Annotated in this window: 17 protein-coding genes and 1 pseudogene; 8 read left to right on the forward strand and 10 right to left on the reverse strand. The window is 74.3% G+C overall.

All coding sequences use genetic code 11. The features are described from left to right. Positions 1–36 precede the first annotated feature (36 nt). The 3 genes from ACWDVG_RS03850 to ACWDVG_RS03860 all read right to left on the reverse strand — a co-directional run bounded on the left by ACWDVG_RS03850 (position 37) and on the right by ACWDVG_RS03860 (position 2799). Entirely contained in the window at positions 37–918 is an 882-nt protein-coding gene (locus ACWDVG_RS03850; protein WP_451695870.1) for an aminoglycoside phosphotransferase family protein, read from the reverse strand. A 134-nt stretch (positions 919–1052) separates the two neighbouring features. Beyond that, positions 1053–1745, reverse strand: coding sequence for a copper homeostasis protein CutC (locus tag ACWDVG_RS03855; protein ID WP_451695871.1), 693 nt, complete (start codon positions 1743–1745; stop codon positions 1053–1055). 52 nt (positions 1746–1797) lie between these two features. Further along, positions 1798–2799, reverse strand: a complete 1002-nt coding sequence (locus tag ACWDVG_RS03860) for a hypothetical protein (protein WP_451695873.1) — start codon at positions 2797–2799, stop codon at positions 1798–1800. Positions 2800–2959: 160 nt separating this feature from the next. Here ACWDVG_RS03860 and ACWDVG_RS03865 point away from each other — a divergent pair, with 160 nt between their 5' ends. The 4 genes from ACWDVG_RS03865 to ACWDVG_RS03880 all read left to right on the forward strand — a co-directional run bounded on the left by ACWDVG_RS03865 (position 2960) and on the right by ACWDVG_RS03880 (position 7051). After that, positions 2960–3256, forward strand: coding sequence for a cation transporter (locus ACWDVG_RS03865; RefSeq protein WP_451695875.1), 297 nt, complete (start codon positions 2960–2962; stop codon positions 3254–3256). 46 nt (positions 3257–3302) lie between these two features. After that, complete coding sequence (locus ACWDVG_RS03870; protein WP_451695877.1) at positions 3303–5579, forward strand: heavy metal translocating P-type ATPase; 2277 nt, start codon at positions 3303–3305, stop codon at positions 5577–5579. Positions 5580–5928: 349 nt separating this feature from the next. Continuing rightward, positions 5929–6231: a hypothetical protein gene (locus tag ACWDVG_RS03875; protein ID WP_451695878.1), complete on the forward strand. Its 303-nt coding sequence runs from the start codon at positions 5929–5931 to the stop codon at positions 6229–6231. Positions 6232–6334: 103 nt separating this feature from the next. Further along, positions 6335–7051 carry a TetR/AcrR family transcriptional regulator gene (locus tag ACWDVG_RS03880; protein WP_451695880.1) on the forward strand — a complete coding sequence of 239 codons (717 nt, stop codon included), beginning with the start codon at positions 6335–6337 and terminating at the stop codon, positions 7049–7051. A 35-nt stretch (positions 7052–7086) separates the two neighbouring features. On the opposite strand, the gene ACWDVG_RS03885 is transcribed toward ACWDVG_RS03880, so the two are convergent. From ACWDVG_RS03885 to ACWDVG_RS03905, 5 genes are all read right to left on the reverse strand, one after another. Then, the gene (locus tag ACWDVG_RS03885; RefSeq protein ID WP_451695882.1) at positions 7087–7707 is read right to left on the reverse strand and encodes a LysE/ArgO family amino acid transporter; all 621 of its coding nucleotides are present in this window, start codon (positions 7705–7707) and stop codon (positions 7087–7089) included. Continuing rightward, the gene (locus tag ACWDVG_RS03890; protein WP_451695884.1) at positions 7704–8027 is read right to left on the reverse strand and encodes a DUF2087 domain-containing protein; all 324 of its coding nucleotides are present in this window, start codon (positions 8025–8027) and stop codon (positions 7704–7706) included. Before ACWDVG_RS03890 ends, ACWDVG_RS03885 begins: the two co-directional genes overlap by 4 nt. A 131-nt stretch (positions 8028–8158) precedes the next feature. Continuing rightward, entirely contained in the window at positions 8159–8380 is a 222-nt protein-coding gene (locus ACWDVG_RS03895) for a hypothetical protein (RefSeq protein ID WP_451695886.1), read from the reverse strand. Beyond that, positions 8326–8874: a chloramphenicol phosphotransferase CPT gene (gene cpt, locus ACWDVG_RS03900; protein WP_451695888.1), complete on the reverse strand. Its 549-nt coding sequence runs from the start codon at positions 8872–8874 to the stop codon at positions 8326–8328. The genes ACWDVG_RS03895 and cpt overlap by 55 nt, the downstream gene beginning before the upstream one ends. Positions 8875–8924: 50 nt before the next feature. Beyond that, positions 8925–10046, reverse strand: a complete 1122-nt coding sequence (locus ACWDVG_RS03905) for a helix-turn-helix domain-containing protein (protein WP_451695890.1) — start codon at positions 10044–10046, stop codon at positions 8925–8927. A 150-nt stretch (positions 10047–10196) separates the two neighbouring features. Between ACWDVG_RS03905 and ACWDVG_RS03910 the strand changes: the two genes are divergently transcribed. The 3 genes from ACWDVG_RS03910 to ACWDVG_RS03920 all read left to right on the forward strand — a co-directional run bounded on the left by ACWDVG_RS03910 (position 10197) and on the right by ACWDVG_RS03920 (position 13806). After that, the gene (locus ACWDVG_RS03910) at positions 10197–10424 is read left to right on the forward strand and encodes a hypothetical protein (RefSeq protein WP_451695892.1); all 228 of its coding nucleotides are present in this window, start codon (positions 10197–10199) and stop codon (positions 10422–10424) included. A 1204-nt stretch (positions 10425–11628) separates the two neighbouring features. Further along, entirely contained in the window at positions 11629–12429 is an 801-nt protein-coding gene (locus ACWDVG_RS03915; RefSeq protein WP_451696164.1) for an HD domain-containing protein, read from the forward strand. Positions 12430–12597: 168 nt separating this feature from the next. Next, a complete protein-coding gene (locus tag ACWDVG_RS03920; protein WP_451696166.1) occupies positions 12598–13806 on the forward strand; it encodes a Cmx/CmrA family chloramphenicol efflux MFS transporter in 1209 nt (402 codons plus the stop codon). Between the two features lie 47 nt (positions 13807–13853). Here the strand turns inward: ACWDVG_RS03920 and ACWDVG_RS03925 are convergent. Next, positions 13854–14120: pseudogene (locus ACWDVG_RS03925) on the reverse strand (DUF4031 domain-containing protein); the annotation flags it as partial. 13 nt (positions 14121–14133) lie between these two features. Then, positions 14134–14490, reverse strand: a complete 357-nt coding sequence (locus tag ACWDVG_RS03930) for a hypothetical protein (RefSeq protein ID WP_451695894.1) — start codon at positions 14488–14490, stop codon at positions 14134–14136. 126 nt (positions 14491–14616) lie between these two features. Here ACWDVG_RS03930 and ACWDVG_RS03935 point away from each other — a divergent pair, with 126 nt between their 5' ends. After that, positions 14617–15534: a MurR/RpiR family transcriptional regulator gene (locus ACWDVG_RS03935; RefSeq protein ID WP_451695896.1), complete on the forward strand. Its 918-nt coding sequence runs from the start codon at positions 14617–14619 to the stop codon at positions 15532–15534. Positions 15535–15537 lie beyond the last annotated feature (3 nt).

A 15537-nucleotide genomic window follows, 5' to 3' on the forward strand; every position in this document is an offset into this window, starting at 1 on the left:
GCACCATCCTCCGCCATCCCGGGGACAGCCCCGCTCTCAGGACGGGAACTCGGCGAGCGCCTGGGTCCAGCTGCGGTGGGCGACGGCGGCGAGGGCCGGGTTGGTGTCGCGGTAGTGGTCCTCGGTGACGACGCCCCAGCACAGGGCCCAGCCCCGGCCGCGCGCCCAGGTGGCGTCGTCGACCTCGGCGGCCTCGCGGAAGAGGGGGCGGGTCTCGGGGGTCAGGAGGGTCCAGGCGGCCATCATGTCGCAGGCCGGGTCGCCCGTGCCGAGGCCGCCGAAGTCGATGACCGCGCTGAGCCTGCCGTCGCGGCCCAGGAGGTTGCCGGGGAGCAGGTCGCCGTGGACCCAGACGGGGTCGCCGTCCCACTGCGGGAGCCGGAGCACCGCCTCCCAGGCGGCGCGGGCGGCGGCGGGGTCCAGCGCGCCGCGGTCGCCGAGCGCGCGTACGGCTCCGGGCATGGCACCCTCCTCCCACTCCGTGACGTGCCCGCCCCGGAACGACGCGGGTCCTCCGGTGGCGTCGACCCGCCGCAGCGCCGCGCCGAAGCGGCCCAACTCGACGGCGGCGTGGGCGAGATCGGTGAGCGGCGCGGTGAAGGCGTCGGCGCCGTCGAGCCACGCGCAGACGGCCCACGCCCGCGTGAACCCCTCCCCGGGCGCTCCGAGCCCGACGGGCACGGGCACGGCGAGCGGCAGGTGCGGCGCGAGGTGTGGCAGCCACCGCTGCTCCTTCTCGACCTGCCCGGCCGCCCACGGAGCCTTCGGCAGCCTTACGACGAGGTCGTCGCCGAGCCGGAACATCGCGTTGTCGGTCCCGGCCGACGCCACCCGCCGCACCCCAAGGCCGCTCCACTGCGGGAACTGCGCGGCGACCAGCCGCCGTACGAGCTCGGCATCGATCGGTGCGGCATCCATGCCCGACAGGTTAGGAACGGCCCCGCGGTCCGGGCGACCGGTTTTCCGCCGCCGCGCCCGCTCCCCCGGCCGGGCCGGGCTCGGGCCCGGACGGTCTGACCACCGCGGGCTCCGCGGCGGCCGCCCGACGCGCCCTACGCCGCGTCGAGGGCCTCGCGCCAGGTGCGGACCGCGGGGGCGGAGACCGGGGCGGTCCAGCCCTCGGGGCGGGCGGCGCCGCCGATGTGGAAGGCGGTGAGGCCGGCGGCACGGAGGGTGGGCAGGTGGTCGAGGCGGAGGCCGCCGCCGACGAGGATCTGCGGTTCGTAGCCGGGTTCGCCCGTGCGGGCCGCTTCGGCGCGCAGGGTGGCGAGGCCGTCGTCGACGCCGGTGGCGGCGCCCGCGGTGAGGTAGGTGTCGAGGCCGGGGAGGTCGGCGAGGCGCTTGCGGAGGCCGTCGCGGTCGGCGGCGCGGTCGACGGCCCGGTGGAAGGTCCAGCGGCAGCCGTCGAGGACCGCGACGAGCCGCTCGATCGCGACGAGGTCGGGCTCGCCGTCGGCGGTGAGGAAGCCGAGGACGAACTCGTCGGCGCCCGCGGCGCGCAGTTCGGCGGCGCGGCCGACGAGGGCGTCGACGTCCCCGGCGGCGAAGCCGTCGGTGAGCCGGAGCATCACGCGCAGCGGGATGTCGACGGCGGCCCGCACGGCGGAGAAGACGGCCGTGGACGGGGTGAGGCCGTCCGCCGCCATGTCGGTGACGAGTTCGAGCCGGTCGGCTCCACCGGCCTGGGCAGCGACGGCGTCCTCCTCGTCGAGGGCGATCACCTCAAGGACTGCTCGGTTGCTCATCGCGGCCCATTCCTCCATGAATGACGGCTACAGGTCTAGTCCAATGACCAGACTAGCCGTGTGCGTGGCCTCCCGCACCGTGCGTGGCCCCGTCCGCCGCCGGAGCGGGCGCCTCGCCTCCCGCACCACCGGCCCCCGCGGTGACCGTGAAGGCCGCCGTCCGCACCTTCCCCCCGTGCTGGAAGTCGAGGAAGAGACGGTACGCCCCCGCGCTGGGGGCCGTCGCCGTGAAGGAGACGTCCGGGCCGGGCCCGCCCTCGTTCGGGTGGACGTGGAGGTAGGCGAGGTCACCGGCGCGGAGGGCGACGAGGTGCCCGTACGCGCCGAGGTAGGGCTCCAGGTCGGTGACCGGCTTCCCGCCCCTGGTGACGGTGAGCCGCAGTTCACCGGGCTTGCCGGGGTCGAGGGTGCCGCCGAGCCGGACCTGGTAGCCGTCGACGGTCGCCGTCCGCGCGGCGGCGGGGAGCGGCTTCGGCGCGTACGCGCCGGGGACGGCGAGGTCCGCGCCCAGCGTGACGCCCTCGGCGCCGGGGGCGGCGGGCCTGAAGTCGGCGAAGGCCTTGTAGCCGCCGGCGGCGGGCAGGTCGGCCTCCACGGTCCAGGTGCCGTCGGCGGCCTTCACGGGGTGGAGGTGCCGGAAGACCGTCAGGTCGCGCGAGGCGACGATGAAGTGCAGTTCCTTGCCGTGCTCGGTGGCGAAGGCGGTGACCTTCCTGCCGGTCGCGTCCTTGACCGAGAACCGCAGGACGCTGCGGCCGGGGGCGGGCGTCGGCGTCTCCAGGGCGAGCGTGTAGCCGCCCTGGGACACCTGGAGCCCGCCGGGCAGGCTCGCGGCGGGGCCGGCCTCGTGGCCCGCGTGCCCGTCACCGCCGGCCTGGCCCGCACCCTCGCCCACGCCCACGCCCTCATTCGTACCCGTGCTCGCGTGGTCCCCGTGCTCCGCCGCCCGCTGCGGCTCGTCGACAGGGCCGACGCCCTTCCCCACCCCGTACGCGGTCCCGAAGGTCGCGGCGAGAGCGGCGGCGAAGGCGGTGATCCTCACTCCGGTGTTCATGACTGGGTCTCCCTTCTTCCCATGCACCTCACCATACCCCTGGGGGGTATCAAGTCAAGCCCCGGAACCGGTTGCGTCCGCATACCCGGCAGGGGTATACATGGATCACGCCGAGCGATACCCCCCTCGGGTATCTCGACCTCAACTCCTGGAGGACGACATGGGTTCCTGCTGCTCCCCCGACCACAGCTGCTCCACCACCACCGCCGCCGGAACGGCCGCGACGGCGACGGCCGTCGCCGAGACCACCGCGACCACGTACGCCGTCTCCGGGATGACCTGCGGCCACTGCCGCACCGCGATCACCGCCTCCGTCGGCGCGCTGGACGGCGTCGTCTCCGTGGACGTCGACCTCGCGGGTGGCCTGGTGACCGTGACCACCGGCGGCGAGCCCGACGACACCGCGATCGCCGCCGCGATCGACGACGCGGGCTACGAGCTGACCGGCCGCGCCTGACCGAAGGAAGAAGAAGGAAAGAGAAGGAAAGCGAGAGGCGCAGGACATGACCACCACCACGACGCCAGGCACCGCCACCGCCCAGGTCGAGCTCGCCATCGGCGGCATGACCTGCGCCTCCTGCGCGGCCCGGATCGAAAAGAAGCTGAACCGCATGGACGGGGTCGAGGCCACCGTCAACTACGCGACCGAGAAGGCGAAGGTCACCTTCGACGCCCACGCCGGCATCGGCGTCGCGGACCTCATCGCCACGGTCGAGGCCACCGGCTACACCGCCGAGGAGCCGCGGCCCGAGCGCCCCGCGTCCGGCGAGGGCGAGGCCGGCCCCTCCGACGAGGAGAAGGCGGACGCGGAGCTGCGGCCCCTGCGGCAGCGGCTGATCACCGCGGCCGCGCTCGCCGTCCCCGTCATCGCGATGGCGATGGTCCCGGCGCTGCAGATCGAGTACTGGCAGTGGCTGAGCCTCACGCTCGCCGCGCCGGTCGTCACGTACGCCGCCTGGCCGTTCCACCGCGCCGCGTGGACGAACGCCCGGCACGGCGCGGCCACCATGGACACCCTGATCTCGGTCGGCACGATCGCCGCCTTCGCCTGGTCGCTGTGGGCGCTGTTCTTCGGCACGGCCGGTACGCCCGGGATGACGCACCCCTTCGAGTTCACGATCGCCCGGACCGACGGCGCCGGGAACATCTACCTGGAGGCCGCGGCAGGGGTCACCGCCTTCATCCTCGCCGGGCGGTACTTCGAGGCCCGTTCCAAGCGCAAGGCGGGCGCCGCGCTGAAGGCGCTGATGCAGCTCGGCGCGAAGGAGGTGACCGTCCTCAGGAACGGCCGCGAAGTGACCGTACCGACCGCGGAGCTCCAGGTCGGCGACCGCTTCCTGGTCCGCCCGGGCGAGAAGATCGCCACCGACGGCACCGTCGTCGAGGGCTCGTCGGCCGTCGACGCGTCCATGCTCACCGGCGAGTCCGTCCCGGTCGAGGTCGCCGTCGGCGACGCCGTCACCGGCGCCACCCTGAACGCCGGCGGCCGCCTCGTCGTCGAGGCCACCCGGGTCGGCGCCGACACCCAGCTCGCCCGCATGGCCAAGCTCGTCGAGGACGCCCAGAACGGCAAGGCCGCGGCGCAGCGCCTCGCCGACCGGATCTCCGCCGTCTTCGTCCCCGTCGTCATCGCCCTCGCGCTCGGCACCCTCGGCTTCTGGCTGGGTACGGGACAGGGCCTCACGGCCGCGTTCACGGCAGCCGTCGCCGTCCTGATCATCGCCTGCCCGTGCGCCCTGGGCCTGGCCACCCCGACCGCCCTCATGGTCGGCACCGGCCGCGGCGCGCAGCTCGGCATCCTCATCAAGGGACCGGAGGTCCTGGAGACCACCCGCAAGGTCGACACGATCGTCCTCGACAAGACCGGCACCGTCACCACCGGCCGGATGACGCTGCTCGCCGTCCACACCGCCGACGGCGTCGACGAGGCCGACGTGCTGCGCCTGGCCGGCGCCCTGGAGCACTCCTCCGAGCACCCGATCGCCCAGGCCGTCGCGACCGGCGCCGCCGCCCGGGTCGGCACCCTGCCCGCCCCGGAGGACTTCGCGAACGTGCCCGGTCTCGGCGTCCAGGGCGTCGTCGACGGCCACGCCGTCCTCGTCGGCCGGGAGAAGCTCCTCGACGAGTGGGCCATGGTCCTGCCGACCGGTCTCAAGGCCGCGAAGGACGAGGCCGAGCGGGCCGGCCGGACAGCCATCGCCGTCGCGTGGGACGGGGAGGCCCGCGCGGTCCTGGAGGTGGCCGACGCCGTCAAGGACACCAGCGCCGAGGCGATCCGCCGCCTGAAGGCCCTCGGCCTCACCCCGATCCTGCTCACCGGCGACAACCGGGCCGTCGCGGAGGCGGTGGCCGCGGAGGTCGGCATCGGCGAGGTCGTCGCGGAGGTCATGCCGCAGGACAAGGTCGACGTCGTCAAGCGCCTCCAGGCGGAGGGCCGTTCGGTCGCCATGGTCGGCGACGGCGTGAACGACGCCGCCGCGCTCGCCCAGGCCGACCTGGGCCTTGCCATGGGCACCGGCACGGACGCCGCCATCGAGGCCGGCGACCTCACCCTCGTACGGGGGGACCTGCGGGCCGCGGCGGACGCCATCCGGCTCTCGCGGCGGACCCTCGGCACCATCCGCTCGAACCTCTTCTGGGCCTTCGCCTACAACGTGGCCGCCCTGCCGCTCGCCGCGGCGGGACTGCTCAACCCGATGATCGCGGGCGCCGCCATGGCGTTCTCCTCGGTCTTCGTGGTCGGCAACAGCCTACGGCTGCGCGGCTTCCGCGCCGCCTGAGCGGGCCCGCCGGCACCCCCGCGACCGAGGGTCGTGGGGGTGCCGCACGCGTGAGACGAGGCCGTCGCCCAGCACGGGACGGCCCGGTCGAGCGGCGCACTGGCCCAGGAGATCGCCGCGCCGATCGACGCCGTCCTGGACGGCCTGACGCGGACGACCGCCCTCGGCGACCACCTGAGCGGCGCCCTGGCCGACGCGGTCCTGGCGATCTCGGCCGGCCGGCGGGGCATGGACGGCGGTCTCACCCTGAGGATGTCCGACGCGTACGGCGGACAGGGCGGGTACGGCGGCTGGCGCGGGCGGGTCGAATCGGGCGGTGCGCGCGGGCGCCGCGACCTACGATCGGGCCATGTCCTCCTCCAGCGACTCGCGGCTCTCGCTCTGCTCCCGGGGCTCGTTCCTCTCCATCGGATCGGTCGGCTCGACCCTCTCCATCGGGTCGGTCGGATCGTTCCTGTCCGTCGGGTCGGTCGGCTCGGCGGCCTCGGTCCTGTCGGTCGGCTCGTGGGCGAGCCTCGGCTCGCTGCTGTCGGCGCGGTCCTGCTGGTCGGTCCTCTCCTGGCGGTCCAGGCGCCGAGTGCTGGCGGCGGGAGCCGCGGGCGCCGTCGTGACGGTCGCCGCGGCGGCCCTGGCGACCAGCCGGACACGCTGAGACGGCGTCCTCCCGGGAAACGGGCGGAAGCGGGCCTTCCGTTGCAGACCGAACGGTTCAGTTCATATACTGCTGCCCCCTTTCCCACCGTGAGGACACCGCCATGGGAGCCGAGAGCGACGCCGGAACCTACGCCGAGACCCACGCCGCGAGCGACGCCAAGGACGACGCCCTCGACGCGTACGGCATCCCGGTCATCCCGGACCCGGCCGACGCCGCCTCGCGCAAGCGCCGGGCCATCATCGACGCGGCCCTGACCGAGTTCCTCGCCGAGGGGTACTCGGCGGCCTCCATGGACGCCATCACCAGCCGCTCCGGCGTCTCGAAGGCCACGATCTACAAGCACTTCGGCAGCAAGGAGCGGCTCTTCCTCGCCGTCGTCGGCGGGGTGCTGCCGACGACGTACGCCGGTCTGGAGCCCGTCGCCGCCACCGTCACCGCCGCCACCGACCCGCGCGCCGCCCTCGTCCGGGTCACCACCGACGTGACCCGCGTCCTCCTGCGCCGCGACATCCTGTCGCTGCGCCGGCTGGTCATCGGTGAGATCGACCGCTTCCCGCAGCTCGGCCGGCTCTGGTACCGGGTCACGTACGACATGTGCAACGGCCCGCTCGTCGAGGCCCTCACCGAGCTCGACGCGCGCGGGGCGCTCGACGTACCGGACCCGGCGCTGGCCGTGCAGCAGCTCGTCGGCGCGACCGTGGGCGTGCTGCAGCTCGTCCACACCTTCGCGCCGGACGCGGAGGTCGACGAGGAGCAGCTCGCCCGCACGATCGGCTCGGGCGTGGACCTCTTCCTCGCGCGGTACGCCCGCTCCTGAAGCGGCGCGGGCCGTCGGCGCCCCGGGCGGGCCGCTCAGAGCAGCAGGCCCACCGCGAGCACCACGATCAGCGCGCTCGACGCCAGGTTGGTCGTCAGCCGGGCGCGGGGCGAGGAGAGCGTGTGGCCGAGGACCGTCCCCGTGGTGGCGAGGAGCAACTGCCAGCTGGCGGAGGCGGCGAAGGCCGCCAGGACGAACGCGGTCGCGTCCGCCGGACCGGTCGCCGGACCGCCGCCGAGGACGAGGGCGGTGAAGTAGAGCACCGTCATCGGGTTGAGGATCGTGATTCCCAGGAAGGCGAGGTACGCGCGCCGGGGCGCGACCCGCTCCCGCTCCGCAGCGGTGGCGCCCGCGCGGTGCGTGCGGTACGTGCGGAGCGCGGTCCGGGCCGAGGTCGCGGCCAGGACGAGCAGCACCAGGGCGGAGGCCCAGCGCAGCGGGGTCGTCACCGGGGCGAGGAGGGGGACGAGGGCGGCGCCGCCGAGGACCGCGACCAGGGCGTACACCCCGTCGGCGGTGGCGACGCCGAGGGCCGCGCCCGCTCCCGTACGCCACGGGCTGCGGGCCGCGACCGCCACCAGGTGGGCGCCGACGGCGCCGACCGGGATCGCGATGCCGTAGCCGGCCAGCAGGCCGGCCACCACCGCGGTCGTCACGCGACGGCGGGGATCGCGCCTCCGGGGACGCCGGGCTGCTGCTGTCGGCGGTAGGCCGCGCCGTCCTTCGTACGGGTGAGGAAGCCGCCGACGACGAGATAACGGCGCAGCGCCGGGAAGTCGTCGTGCACGGTGCTCAGGGCCTCGTTGACCTCGGGCTCCCGGTAGGTGCGGTCGGCCTCGAAGAGCGTCGCGGCGAGGTGCGCGAGGAGCGCCTCGCGGCGGGCGGGCCTGCGCGGCACGGCCTTCAGGCGCCCGTCGGCGGAGAACAGGTCCGCGACGGGGCGCGGGCGGGGGTGTACGTCGGCGTGACTGGTCATGCGCGGAAGCGTGACGCGCCACCGCCCCGCCCCGCAAAGGGTTTTCGGCCCCCCTCCGGCCGCCCGGCCGGCCTGCCCTCCGGGGCCTCGCCGTCGCTCAGGCGTCGCCGTCGCTCAGGCCTCGCCGTCGCTCAGGCGTCGCCGCGGAGGACGACGCTCACGGCCTGCTGCACCTTCGGCATGATCGGCGTGGCGCCGGTCTGCTCGAAGATCGGCCGCGCCTTCGCCGCGAAGGCGCGGAAGTCGTCCTCCGACTCCCAGAAGTCGACGATGCGCCAGCCCCCGTCACCGAGGAACGTCAGCCGCCCGGGGCGGTGACCACGCGGTCGGCGACGGCGCGGGCGCAGTCCCACGACTCCGTACGGGCCGTGTCGATCTCCAGGTCGTACACCACGCCCTCGTGCACCAGGTCCGCCTGCTGGACGGCCATCCCCCGGACCCGGTCCCCGCGCGCGACCTCGCGCCCGGCGGCGACCGCGGCGTCGCACCGGACACCGACCCAGAGCACGTCGAGCCCGTCCAGGGCCTTGCGCCAGCGCTCCTGGGACGCCGCACCCCCGAGGAACACGTCGTCGACGACGATCCGCGCCCCGGCCCGCACCATCGCCACGAGCCCCGCCGTCCAGGCCGCCTCGAGCGCCCGGAACTCCGCCCCGACGCTCACCCCGCCGTCCGCGTCGAACACGATGCCGTCGTCGGACGCCTGCATGCGCGCGGGCAGCGCGTCGACGAACGAGTCGACCCCGAACGCCATCCACGCCCCGGGCAGCACCTCCTGAAGACACCGCACGATCCCGGACTTCCCCGAGCTGGACCCACCGTTGAGCACGATCACCTGAGTCGTCACGGGCCCCACGCTAGGCGCTGCCGAGCATGCCCCGAGGCGCATTTACGCCCCTACGCGTTGATCTCGTCGATCTCGTTGATCTCGTTGATCAGCATCCTCAGCGTGAGGCTGTGCTTCTCCGGCGGCAGGGCGGCCATGGCATCGGCGGCGTGGGCCGCTCCCCCGGCCCGGTCGCCCGAGCGGGCCAGCATCAGGGCCCGGTGGAGCTCCAGGTGCGTGGCGAATCGGGGCAATAGCGTGGGTAGTTCCCCGCGGGCCGCGTCCTGCGCCTCGACCGCCGCCTTCTCGTCACCGAGGCGGGCGAGCAGGAGGGAGCGGAAGACGTTCAGGCGCCACCACGGCACCGCGTAGTCCGACGTCTGCTCGGAGGAACCCGCCGAGTCGAAGATCCTCCGCCCCCTCGCAACCAGGGCGCGGGCCGTGGCGTGGTCGCCCCGGAGAGCGGCGGCGTGGGCCTTGCCGTACACCGCGTTCAGGAGGCCGAGGGAGGGCCGGTCGCTGATCCCGAGCGCCTGGTCGGCGAGGACGTCGGCGACACCGAGGGCGGCGCCCTCGTACCCGAGCGCGATGGCGGCCCTGCCTCGCACCCACACACGCGCCTCGGCGTCACCGGACTCGTCGGCCGCCCGCGCGGCCATCCGGTACCAGTGCACGGCCCTGGAGCCGTCGGAGCCGGGGAAGGTCTTCGCGTACAGGGTCATCAGCCGCGCCGCGACCGACCACAGCCGCGGCTCCTCCAACTGCTGCTGCACGACAACGAGTTCAGCGGTGACCCTGCGTTGGATGTCGGCCGCGCCCATGGACATGTAGTCCGTGCCGTACGTGGCGAGCCTGGCCTCCCAGTCGTCGGGCGACGGCCCCCCGCCCAGCCGGGCGGTGAACCCCGCGGAGAGCAGCTCGGAGGCGGCCACGGGAGCTATGGCGGCCCCGGCCACATCGGTCAAAAACGTGCGTCGCTTCACTTCACCCTCGAGAACGACAAGGGGAACCTCGAGGACGGCCGCCAGCTTGGCGAGGTAGAACCCGCTCGGCCTGTTCCTCGAACGCTCCCATCGGCTCACGTACTCCCGGTCCAGACTGGTCCCGTACGCCTCGTTGACCGCTTGGGCCAACCGCCCCTGCGACCACCCGCGCGCCGTGCGCAGGTCCCGGATCAGTTCCCCGATCTCCATGGGCCCATCATGCACCCGCATCGCGGCAGACCTCCCCGATCTCGCCCGCCCGGAGGCCGGTTGCCCCTAGAAATGCCCCTCCTTCGACACCCGGGCGGATTCGACGATTCCCCTGGGGGAGACCGCGAAGATCCGCCGGAAGGGGATCCCATGAGGTATGCGACGGGCGATGTCGTCACGGACGGACAGAGGGCGCTCACCGGACGGGTGCTCGGCGTCTGCGCGGGCCGGCTCGTCCTCGGGCGGCCCGGCGGCTTCGAGTGGGAGGCCGCGGCCGAGCACTGCTGGCCCGCCAGTCCGCAGGAGCGCGAGGCCATCACTCCGCGCGGCGCCCTGCGCATCATCAGCACGTCGTCCTGCGGCGAGTGGCGCCCATGAAGTCATAGGCGGGCGGGGCACTTTGCGCAAGAACGGCACTGTCACCCGTAAGGGGGGATCTCGGGCTTCAGGGGGTCAACTGGCATATGCCGTGCGGTACGTTCGCACAAAACGGCCCCCGCGATGGTTCGCACCCATCGGCGAGGGCCTGAACCACTAGTGGGAAGCTACCCCTCCACCAATGATCTACCGCAACTTTATCGCGCCCTCGCGCGGCTTCTCCCCGTTCTCGCACGACATCATCCGGCATCCCCGGCTCAACTCCGATGCCGTACGGCTGCTGACGTGGCAGCTCTCGCTTCCCCGCAGCGCCCGGGAATCACTCTCACGGACCGCCGAGCGGGCGGGTATCGGGGCGTGTGCCTTCACGCGGGCCAAGCGGCAGCTCAAGGAGGAGGGCTTCGTCCACGAGCGGCGGGTGCAGGGGGCCGGGGGGCTCTGGGTCACCCAACAGCTCGTTTCCAGCACGCCGTTGAGCGCCGAGGAGGCCGCCAAGGTCCTGGCGGGGATGCCCGTCGCCACCGGAGCGGGGCGGGGGGCGGCGCAGGCGGTGTCGTCGCAGGTGGCACCGGGTCGGCGGATCCGGGCTGCCGGTGGCCCGGCCGCCGGTCATCCGGTGGCCCCGCCGACCGGCGGTCATCCAGACAAAGACCGCGAAGCGAAAACCTCCACCCTTCCGGCACCGGCACCGGCATCGGCACCGGGGGCCACGGAGGAGGCCCGGCGGTTCATCGGCTCGCTCCCTCTGGTCTCGCCCGCTCTCCGTCACGTACTTCCCGCCATGCGCGACGAGTTGACCGGGCTCGTCGCCCGCTGGCTGGACGCCGGGCACACGACCGCGGACGTCCGGGCGCACATCCTGCGCTGCCTGCCCCGTGACGGAACTCCCGTGCACCGGCCCGGCGGGCTGCTGCGCTACCTGCTCCGCGAGGTCCCGCCGCTCCCGGTGGCGGCGGCGCCGCGGCACGGTACGGACGGGCCCCCGGTCTCCGGGCGGCTCGCGGGGGCGGTGGAGTGCGAGGGCGATCACGTACAGCCCATGCTGTTCCGGCCGATGGGGGACGAGACGCTGTGCCCGCGGTGCCGTGGCGACCGGCCGCCCGCCGTCCGCGGCGGGACGGCCGGGCCCGTCGCGCGTCCGCGCCGGCATGCGGGTCGGGGACACGAACGGGCCGCGGACACCGCCGCGGGGCACAATGCCCCCATGACCGCAGACCGGGACGCCACAGCCCAGGACCCCGCCCAGGCCACGACCCGGGCCCCTGCGGGGGATCCCGCAGAGGACCCGGCGCTCCTCAAGCGCTGGACCGCCACCCTGCTCGCCGCCCGTGCCGGCCGCGAGGGCCCCGACCCCGGCCCGTACGGGCGGAACCTGCTGTCCCGCTGGGCCGAGCCACAGCGCCGGTACCACACCGTCGACCACCTCCGCGCGGTCCTCGACCGCATCGACGAGCTGGCCGACCAGGGCGGCGAGGGCGGGGAGCTGGAGCTCGTACGGCTCGCGGCCTGGTTCCACGACGCCGTCTACCGGCCGGACCGCTCCGAGAACGAGGAGCGCTCGGCGGCCCTCGCCGAGAAGGCCCTCACCGAGGCCGGGCTCACCCCGCACGAGGTCACCGAGGTGGCCCGCCTCGTCCGCCTGACCGTCACCCACGACCCCGACCCTGGCGACCTCAACGGCGAGACCCTCTGCGACGCCGATCTCGCGGTCCTGGCGGGCGACGAGGGCCGCTACCGGGCGTACGCGGCGGCCGTGCGCGAGGAGTACGGCTTCGTGCCCGACGACGCCTTCCGCACGGGCCGCGCCGCCGTCCTGCGCCACCTCCTGGACCTGCCGAGGCTGTTCCGCACCCCGTACGGGGCGGCGGTCTGGGAGGAGCGGGCCCGGGAGAACCTGGAGAGGGAACTCGCCGAGCTGACCGCGACCCCCGCCCCCGGCACGACCGCCCCCGGCAGCACCCCCGCCCCCGGCGCGGCGGCCGCGACGCCGGACGGTCCGAGGTAACCGTCTGCTTTCGTCTCGTCTCGTATCGTCCCGTCTCGTATCGCGAGAAGTTCCCGGGCGCCAGGAATGACAGGTACGAATCACCCGTTGACGCATGTCATGCCGTCTTCCTCAGCCGAGACCACGACATCCGCCACCACCCCCACGACCCCGCCCGCCCGCGACCGCATGCCCCTGGCCGTCTACATCCTCGGGCTCTCCGTCTTCGCGCTCGGCACGAGCGAATTCATGCTCTCCGGGCTCCTGCCACCCATCGCGGCGGACATGGACGTCTCCATCCCCCGCGCCGGGCTCCTCATCTCGGCCTTCGCGATCGGCATGGTCGTCGGCGCGCCCCTCCTCGCCGTCGCCACCCTCCGGCTGCCCCGCAAGACGACCCTCGTCACCCTCATCACCGTCTTCGGCCTCGGCCAGATAGCGGGCGCGCTCGCCCCCTCGTACGGCGTCCTCTTCGCGTCCCGCGTCGTCAGCGCGCTCGCCTGCGCCGGCTTCTGGGCCGTCGGCGCCGCCGTCGCCATCGCCATGGTGCCGGTCGGGTCCCGGGCCAGGGCCATGGCCGTGATGATCGGCGGGCTCTCCATCGCCAACGTCCTCGGCGTCCCCGCGGGCGCCTTCCTCGGCGAGCACCTCGGCTGGCGCGCCGCCTTCTGGGCCGTCGGCGCCGCCTCCGCGATCGCCCTCGTCGGCGTCCTCGCCCGCATCCCGTACATCCCGGTGCCGGAGGCGAAGCCCCGCCTCCGCGACGAGCTGGCCATCTACCGCGACCGGCAGGTGCTGCTCTCCGTGACCGTCACCGCGCTCGCCGCGGGCGGCGTCTTCTGCGCGTTCTCGTACCTCGCCCCGCTCCTCACCGACGTCTCCGGCCTCGACGAGAGCTGGGTCTCCGCCGTCCTCGGCCTCTTCGGCATCGGCGCCCTCGTCGGTACGACGATCGGCGGCCGGGTCGCCGACGCCCACCTCTTCGGGGTGCTGCTCAGCGGCATCACCGCCTCGACCGTCTTCCTCGTCGGGCTGGCCGTCTTCGCGTCGAGCCCGGTCGCGACGGTGCTGCTCGCGTTCCTCCTCGGCGTCTCCGCCTTCTACACGGCCCCCGCCCTCAACGCCCGCATGTTCAACGTCGCCGGCGCCGCCCCCACCCTCGCGGGCGCCACCACCACCGCCGCCTTCAACCTCGGCAACACCGGAGGCCCCTGGCTCGGCGGCACGGTCATCGACGCCGGCCTCGGCTTCGCCTCCACCGCCTGGGCGGGCGCCGCCATGACCCTCCTGGCCCTCGGCGCGGCCGCGGTGTCCCTGCGCCTGACGAAGTCCCCCTCACGCGTGGTGACGTCGCGCCTCCCGCGGGAGCAGAAGACGGCCTCGCCCTCGTCCCGCTGACGCACGCCCGTGTACGAGGAGGGCCCCCGGCCCCTCAGGGAGCCGGGGGGGGCCGGGCGGCCCTTCGGGCGGCGGAGGCCCGCCGCCGTGAGGCGCCGGAGCAGTTCCTTGGAGCCGACCTCGACGGCGCCGCCCGCCACCGCGTCCGCGTAGCGGTCGGACGGGATGTCGTAGTGGTCGCGCTCGAAGGCGCGCGGCGGGGCGCCGATCGAGGCGGCGAAGGCGTGGAGCTCCTCGAAGGAGACGTCACTGACCAGGTGCGACCACATGCGGCCGTGGCCCGGCCAGGTCGGCGGGTCGATGTAGAGCGTCACGCACGCACTCCCGTCACGTGAGGCGGCCGACCGGTGCGACCACCACTCCCTGCTTGCCGCAGACCCAGTGCGGGTCCGGTCCGAGCTCCGGCTCGACGTCCAGGGCGTGCGGGTCGCCCGAGGAGCAGACGGGGCAGAGCGGCCAGCGTCCGTACCGTTCGAGGAGGGCGTCCTGTACGTCCTGGGCGACGAGGCCGGCGACGTACGTCACGCCCTCGGGCCACTGCTCGACCCACCAGCGGCGGTGGGTCACCGCGTCCTCCACCATCGACACGACCTCGGCGGCGGCCACCTCGCGGGCCGCCAGGTCGGCCAGAACCAGCGCGCGGGCGGCGTGGAGCGCCTGCTCCACGGGGTCGATGTCGTCCATGCAGACATTGTCACCCCGCGGGAGGGATGACGACGAAGGCCCACCCCCACGGGCCACGCCCGCCCCGCCGCGGCCACCGGGGAAGGGGGTCTTGTCGCCGCCCGCACCCGAAAGTATCTTTCAAGCGTGACCAATGACGTGAAGGAAAGTTTCACCGGCGACGCGCCGCCCGCCCCCGCCGCGCTCGCCGCCAAGGTGCGCACCCTCGCCCCCTCCATGACCCGCTCCATGCAGCGGGTCGCCGAGGCCGTCGCCGGCGACCCGGCGGGCTGCGCCGCCCTCACCGTCACCGGCCTCGCCGAACTCACCGGCACCAGCGAGGCGACCGTCGTCCGCACCGCCCGCCTCCTCGGCTACCCCGGCTACCGCGACCTGCGCCTCGCCCTCGCCGGGCTCGCCGCCCAGCAGCAGTCCGGCCGCGCCCCCTCCGTCACCGCCGACATCGCCGTCGACGACCCCATCGCCGACGTCGTCGCCAAACTCGCCTACGACGAGCAGCAGACCCTCGCCGACACCGCCGCCGGCCTCGACACCGTGCAGCTCGGCGCCGCCGTCGCCGCCCTCGCCACCGCCCGCCGCATCGACATCTACGGCATCGGCGCCTCCGGCCTCGTCGCCCAGGACCTCGGACAGAAGCTGCTCCGCATCGGCCTGATCGCCCACGCCCACAGCGACCCGCACCTCGCCGTCACCAACGCCGTGCAGCTCCGCTCCGGGGACGTCGCCATCGCCATCACCCACTCCGGCTCCACCGGCGACGTCATAGAACCGCTCCGCGTCGCCTTCGACCACGGCGCCACCACCGTCGCCGTCACCGGCAGACCCGACGGCCCCGTCACCCAGTACGCGGACCACGTCCTGACCACCTCGACCGCCCGCGAGAGCGAACTGCGCCCCGCGGCCATGTCGTCCCGCACCAGCCAACTCCTCGTCGTGGACTGCCTGTTCACCTGCGTGACCCAGCGGACGTACGAAACGGCCGCCCCCGCCCTCGCCGCCTCCTACGAGGCCCTGGCCCACCGTCACTCGCCCCGCACGCGATAGCGC

The sequence above is a fragment of the Streptomyces sp. NPDC003327 genome (assembly GCF_053589515.1).

What these genes read in the sequence shown, in the direction of transcription:
- ACWDVG_RS03905 (WP_451695890.1), bottom strand. Translation starts at nt 10,046, where the DNA reads ATGGAGATCGGGGAACTGATCCGGGACCTGCGCACGGCGCGCGGGTGG.
- ACWDVG_RS03850 (WP_451695870.1), bottom strand. Translation starts at nt 918, where the DNA reads ATGGATGCCGCACCGATCGATGCCGAGCTCGTACGGCGGCTGGTCGCC.
- ACWDVG_RS03920 (WP_451696166.1), top strand. Translation starts at nt 12,598, where the DNA reads ATGCCCCTGGCCGTCTACATCCTCGGGCTCTCCGTCTTCGCGCTCGGC.
- ACWDVG_RS03880 (WP_451695880.1), top strand. Translation starts at nt 6,335, where the DNA reads ATGGGAGCCGAGAGCGACGCCGGAACCTACGCCGAGACCCACGCCGCG.
- ACWDVG_RS03855 (WP_451695871.1), bottom strand. Translation starts at nt 1,745, where the DNA reads ATGAGCAACCGAGCAGTCCTTGAGGTGATCGCCCTCGACGAGGAGGAC.
- ACWDVG_RS03875 (WP_451695878.1), top strand. Translation starts at nt 5,929, where the DNA reads ATGTCCTCCTCCAGCGACTCGCGGCTCTCGCTCTGCTCCCGGGGCTCG.
- ACWDVG_RS03870 (WP_451695877.1), top strand. Translation starts at nt 3,303, where the DNA reads ATGACCACCACCACGACGCCAGGCACCGCCACCGCCCAGGTCGAGCTC.
- ACWDVG_RS03865 (WP_451695875.1), top strand. Translation starts at nt 2,960, where the DNA reads ATGGGTTCCTGCTGCTCCCCCGACCACAGCTGCTCCACCACCACCGCC.
- ACWDVG_RS03910 (WP_451695892.1), top strand. Translation starts at nt 10,197, where the DNA reads ATGAGGTATGCGACGGGCGATGTCGTCACGGACGGACAGAGGGCGCTC.
- ACWDVG_RS03930 (WP_451695894.1), bottom strand. Translation starts at nt 14,490, where the DNA reads ATGGACGACATCGACCCCGTGGAGCAGGCGCTCCACGCCGCCCGCGCG.
- ACWDVG_RS03860 (WP_451695873.1), bottom strand. Translation starts at nt 2,799, where the DNA reads ATGAACACCGGAGTGAGGATCACCGCCTTCGCCGCCGCTCTCGCCGCG.
- ACWDVG_RS03890 (WP_451695884.1), bottom strand. Translation starts at nt 8,027, where the DNA reads ATGACCAGTCACGCCGACGTACACCCCCGCCCGCGCCCCGTCGCGGAC.
- ACWDVG_RS03915 (WP_451696164.1), top strand. Translation starts at nt 11,629, where the DNA reads ATGACCGCAGACCGGGACGCCACAGCCCAGGACCCCGCCCAGGCCACG.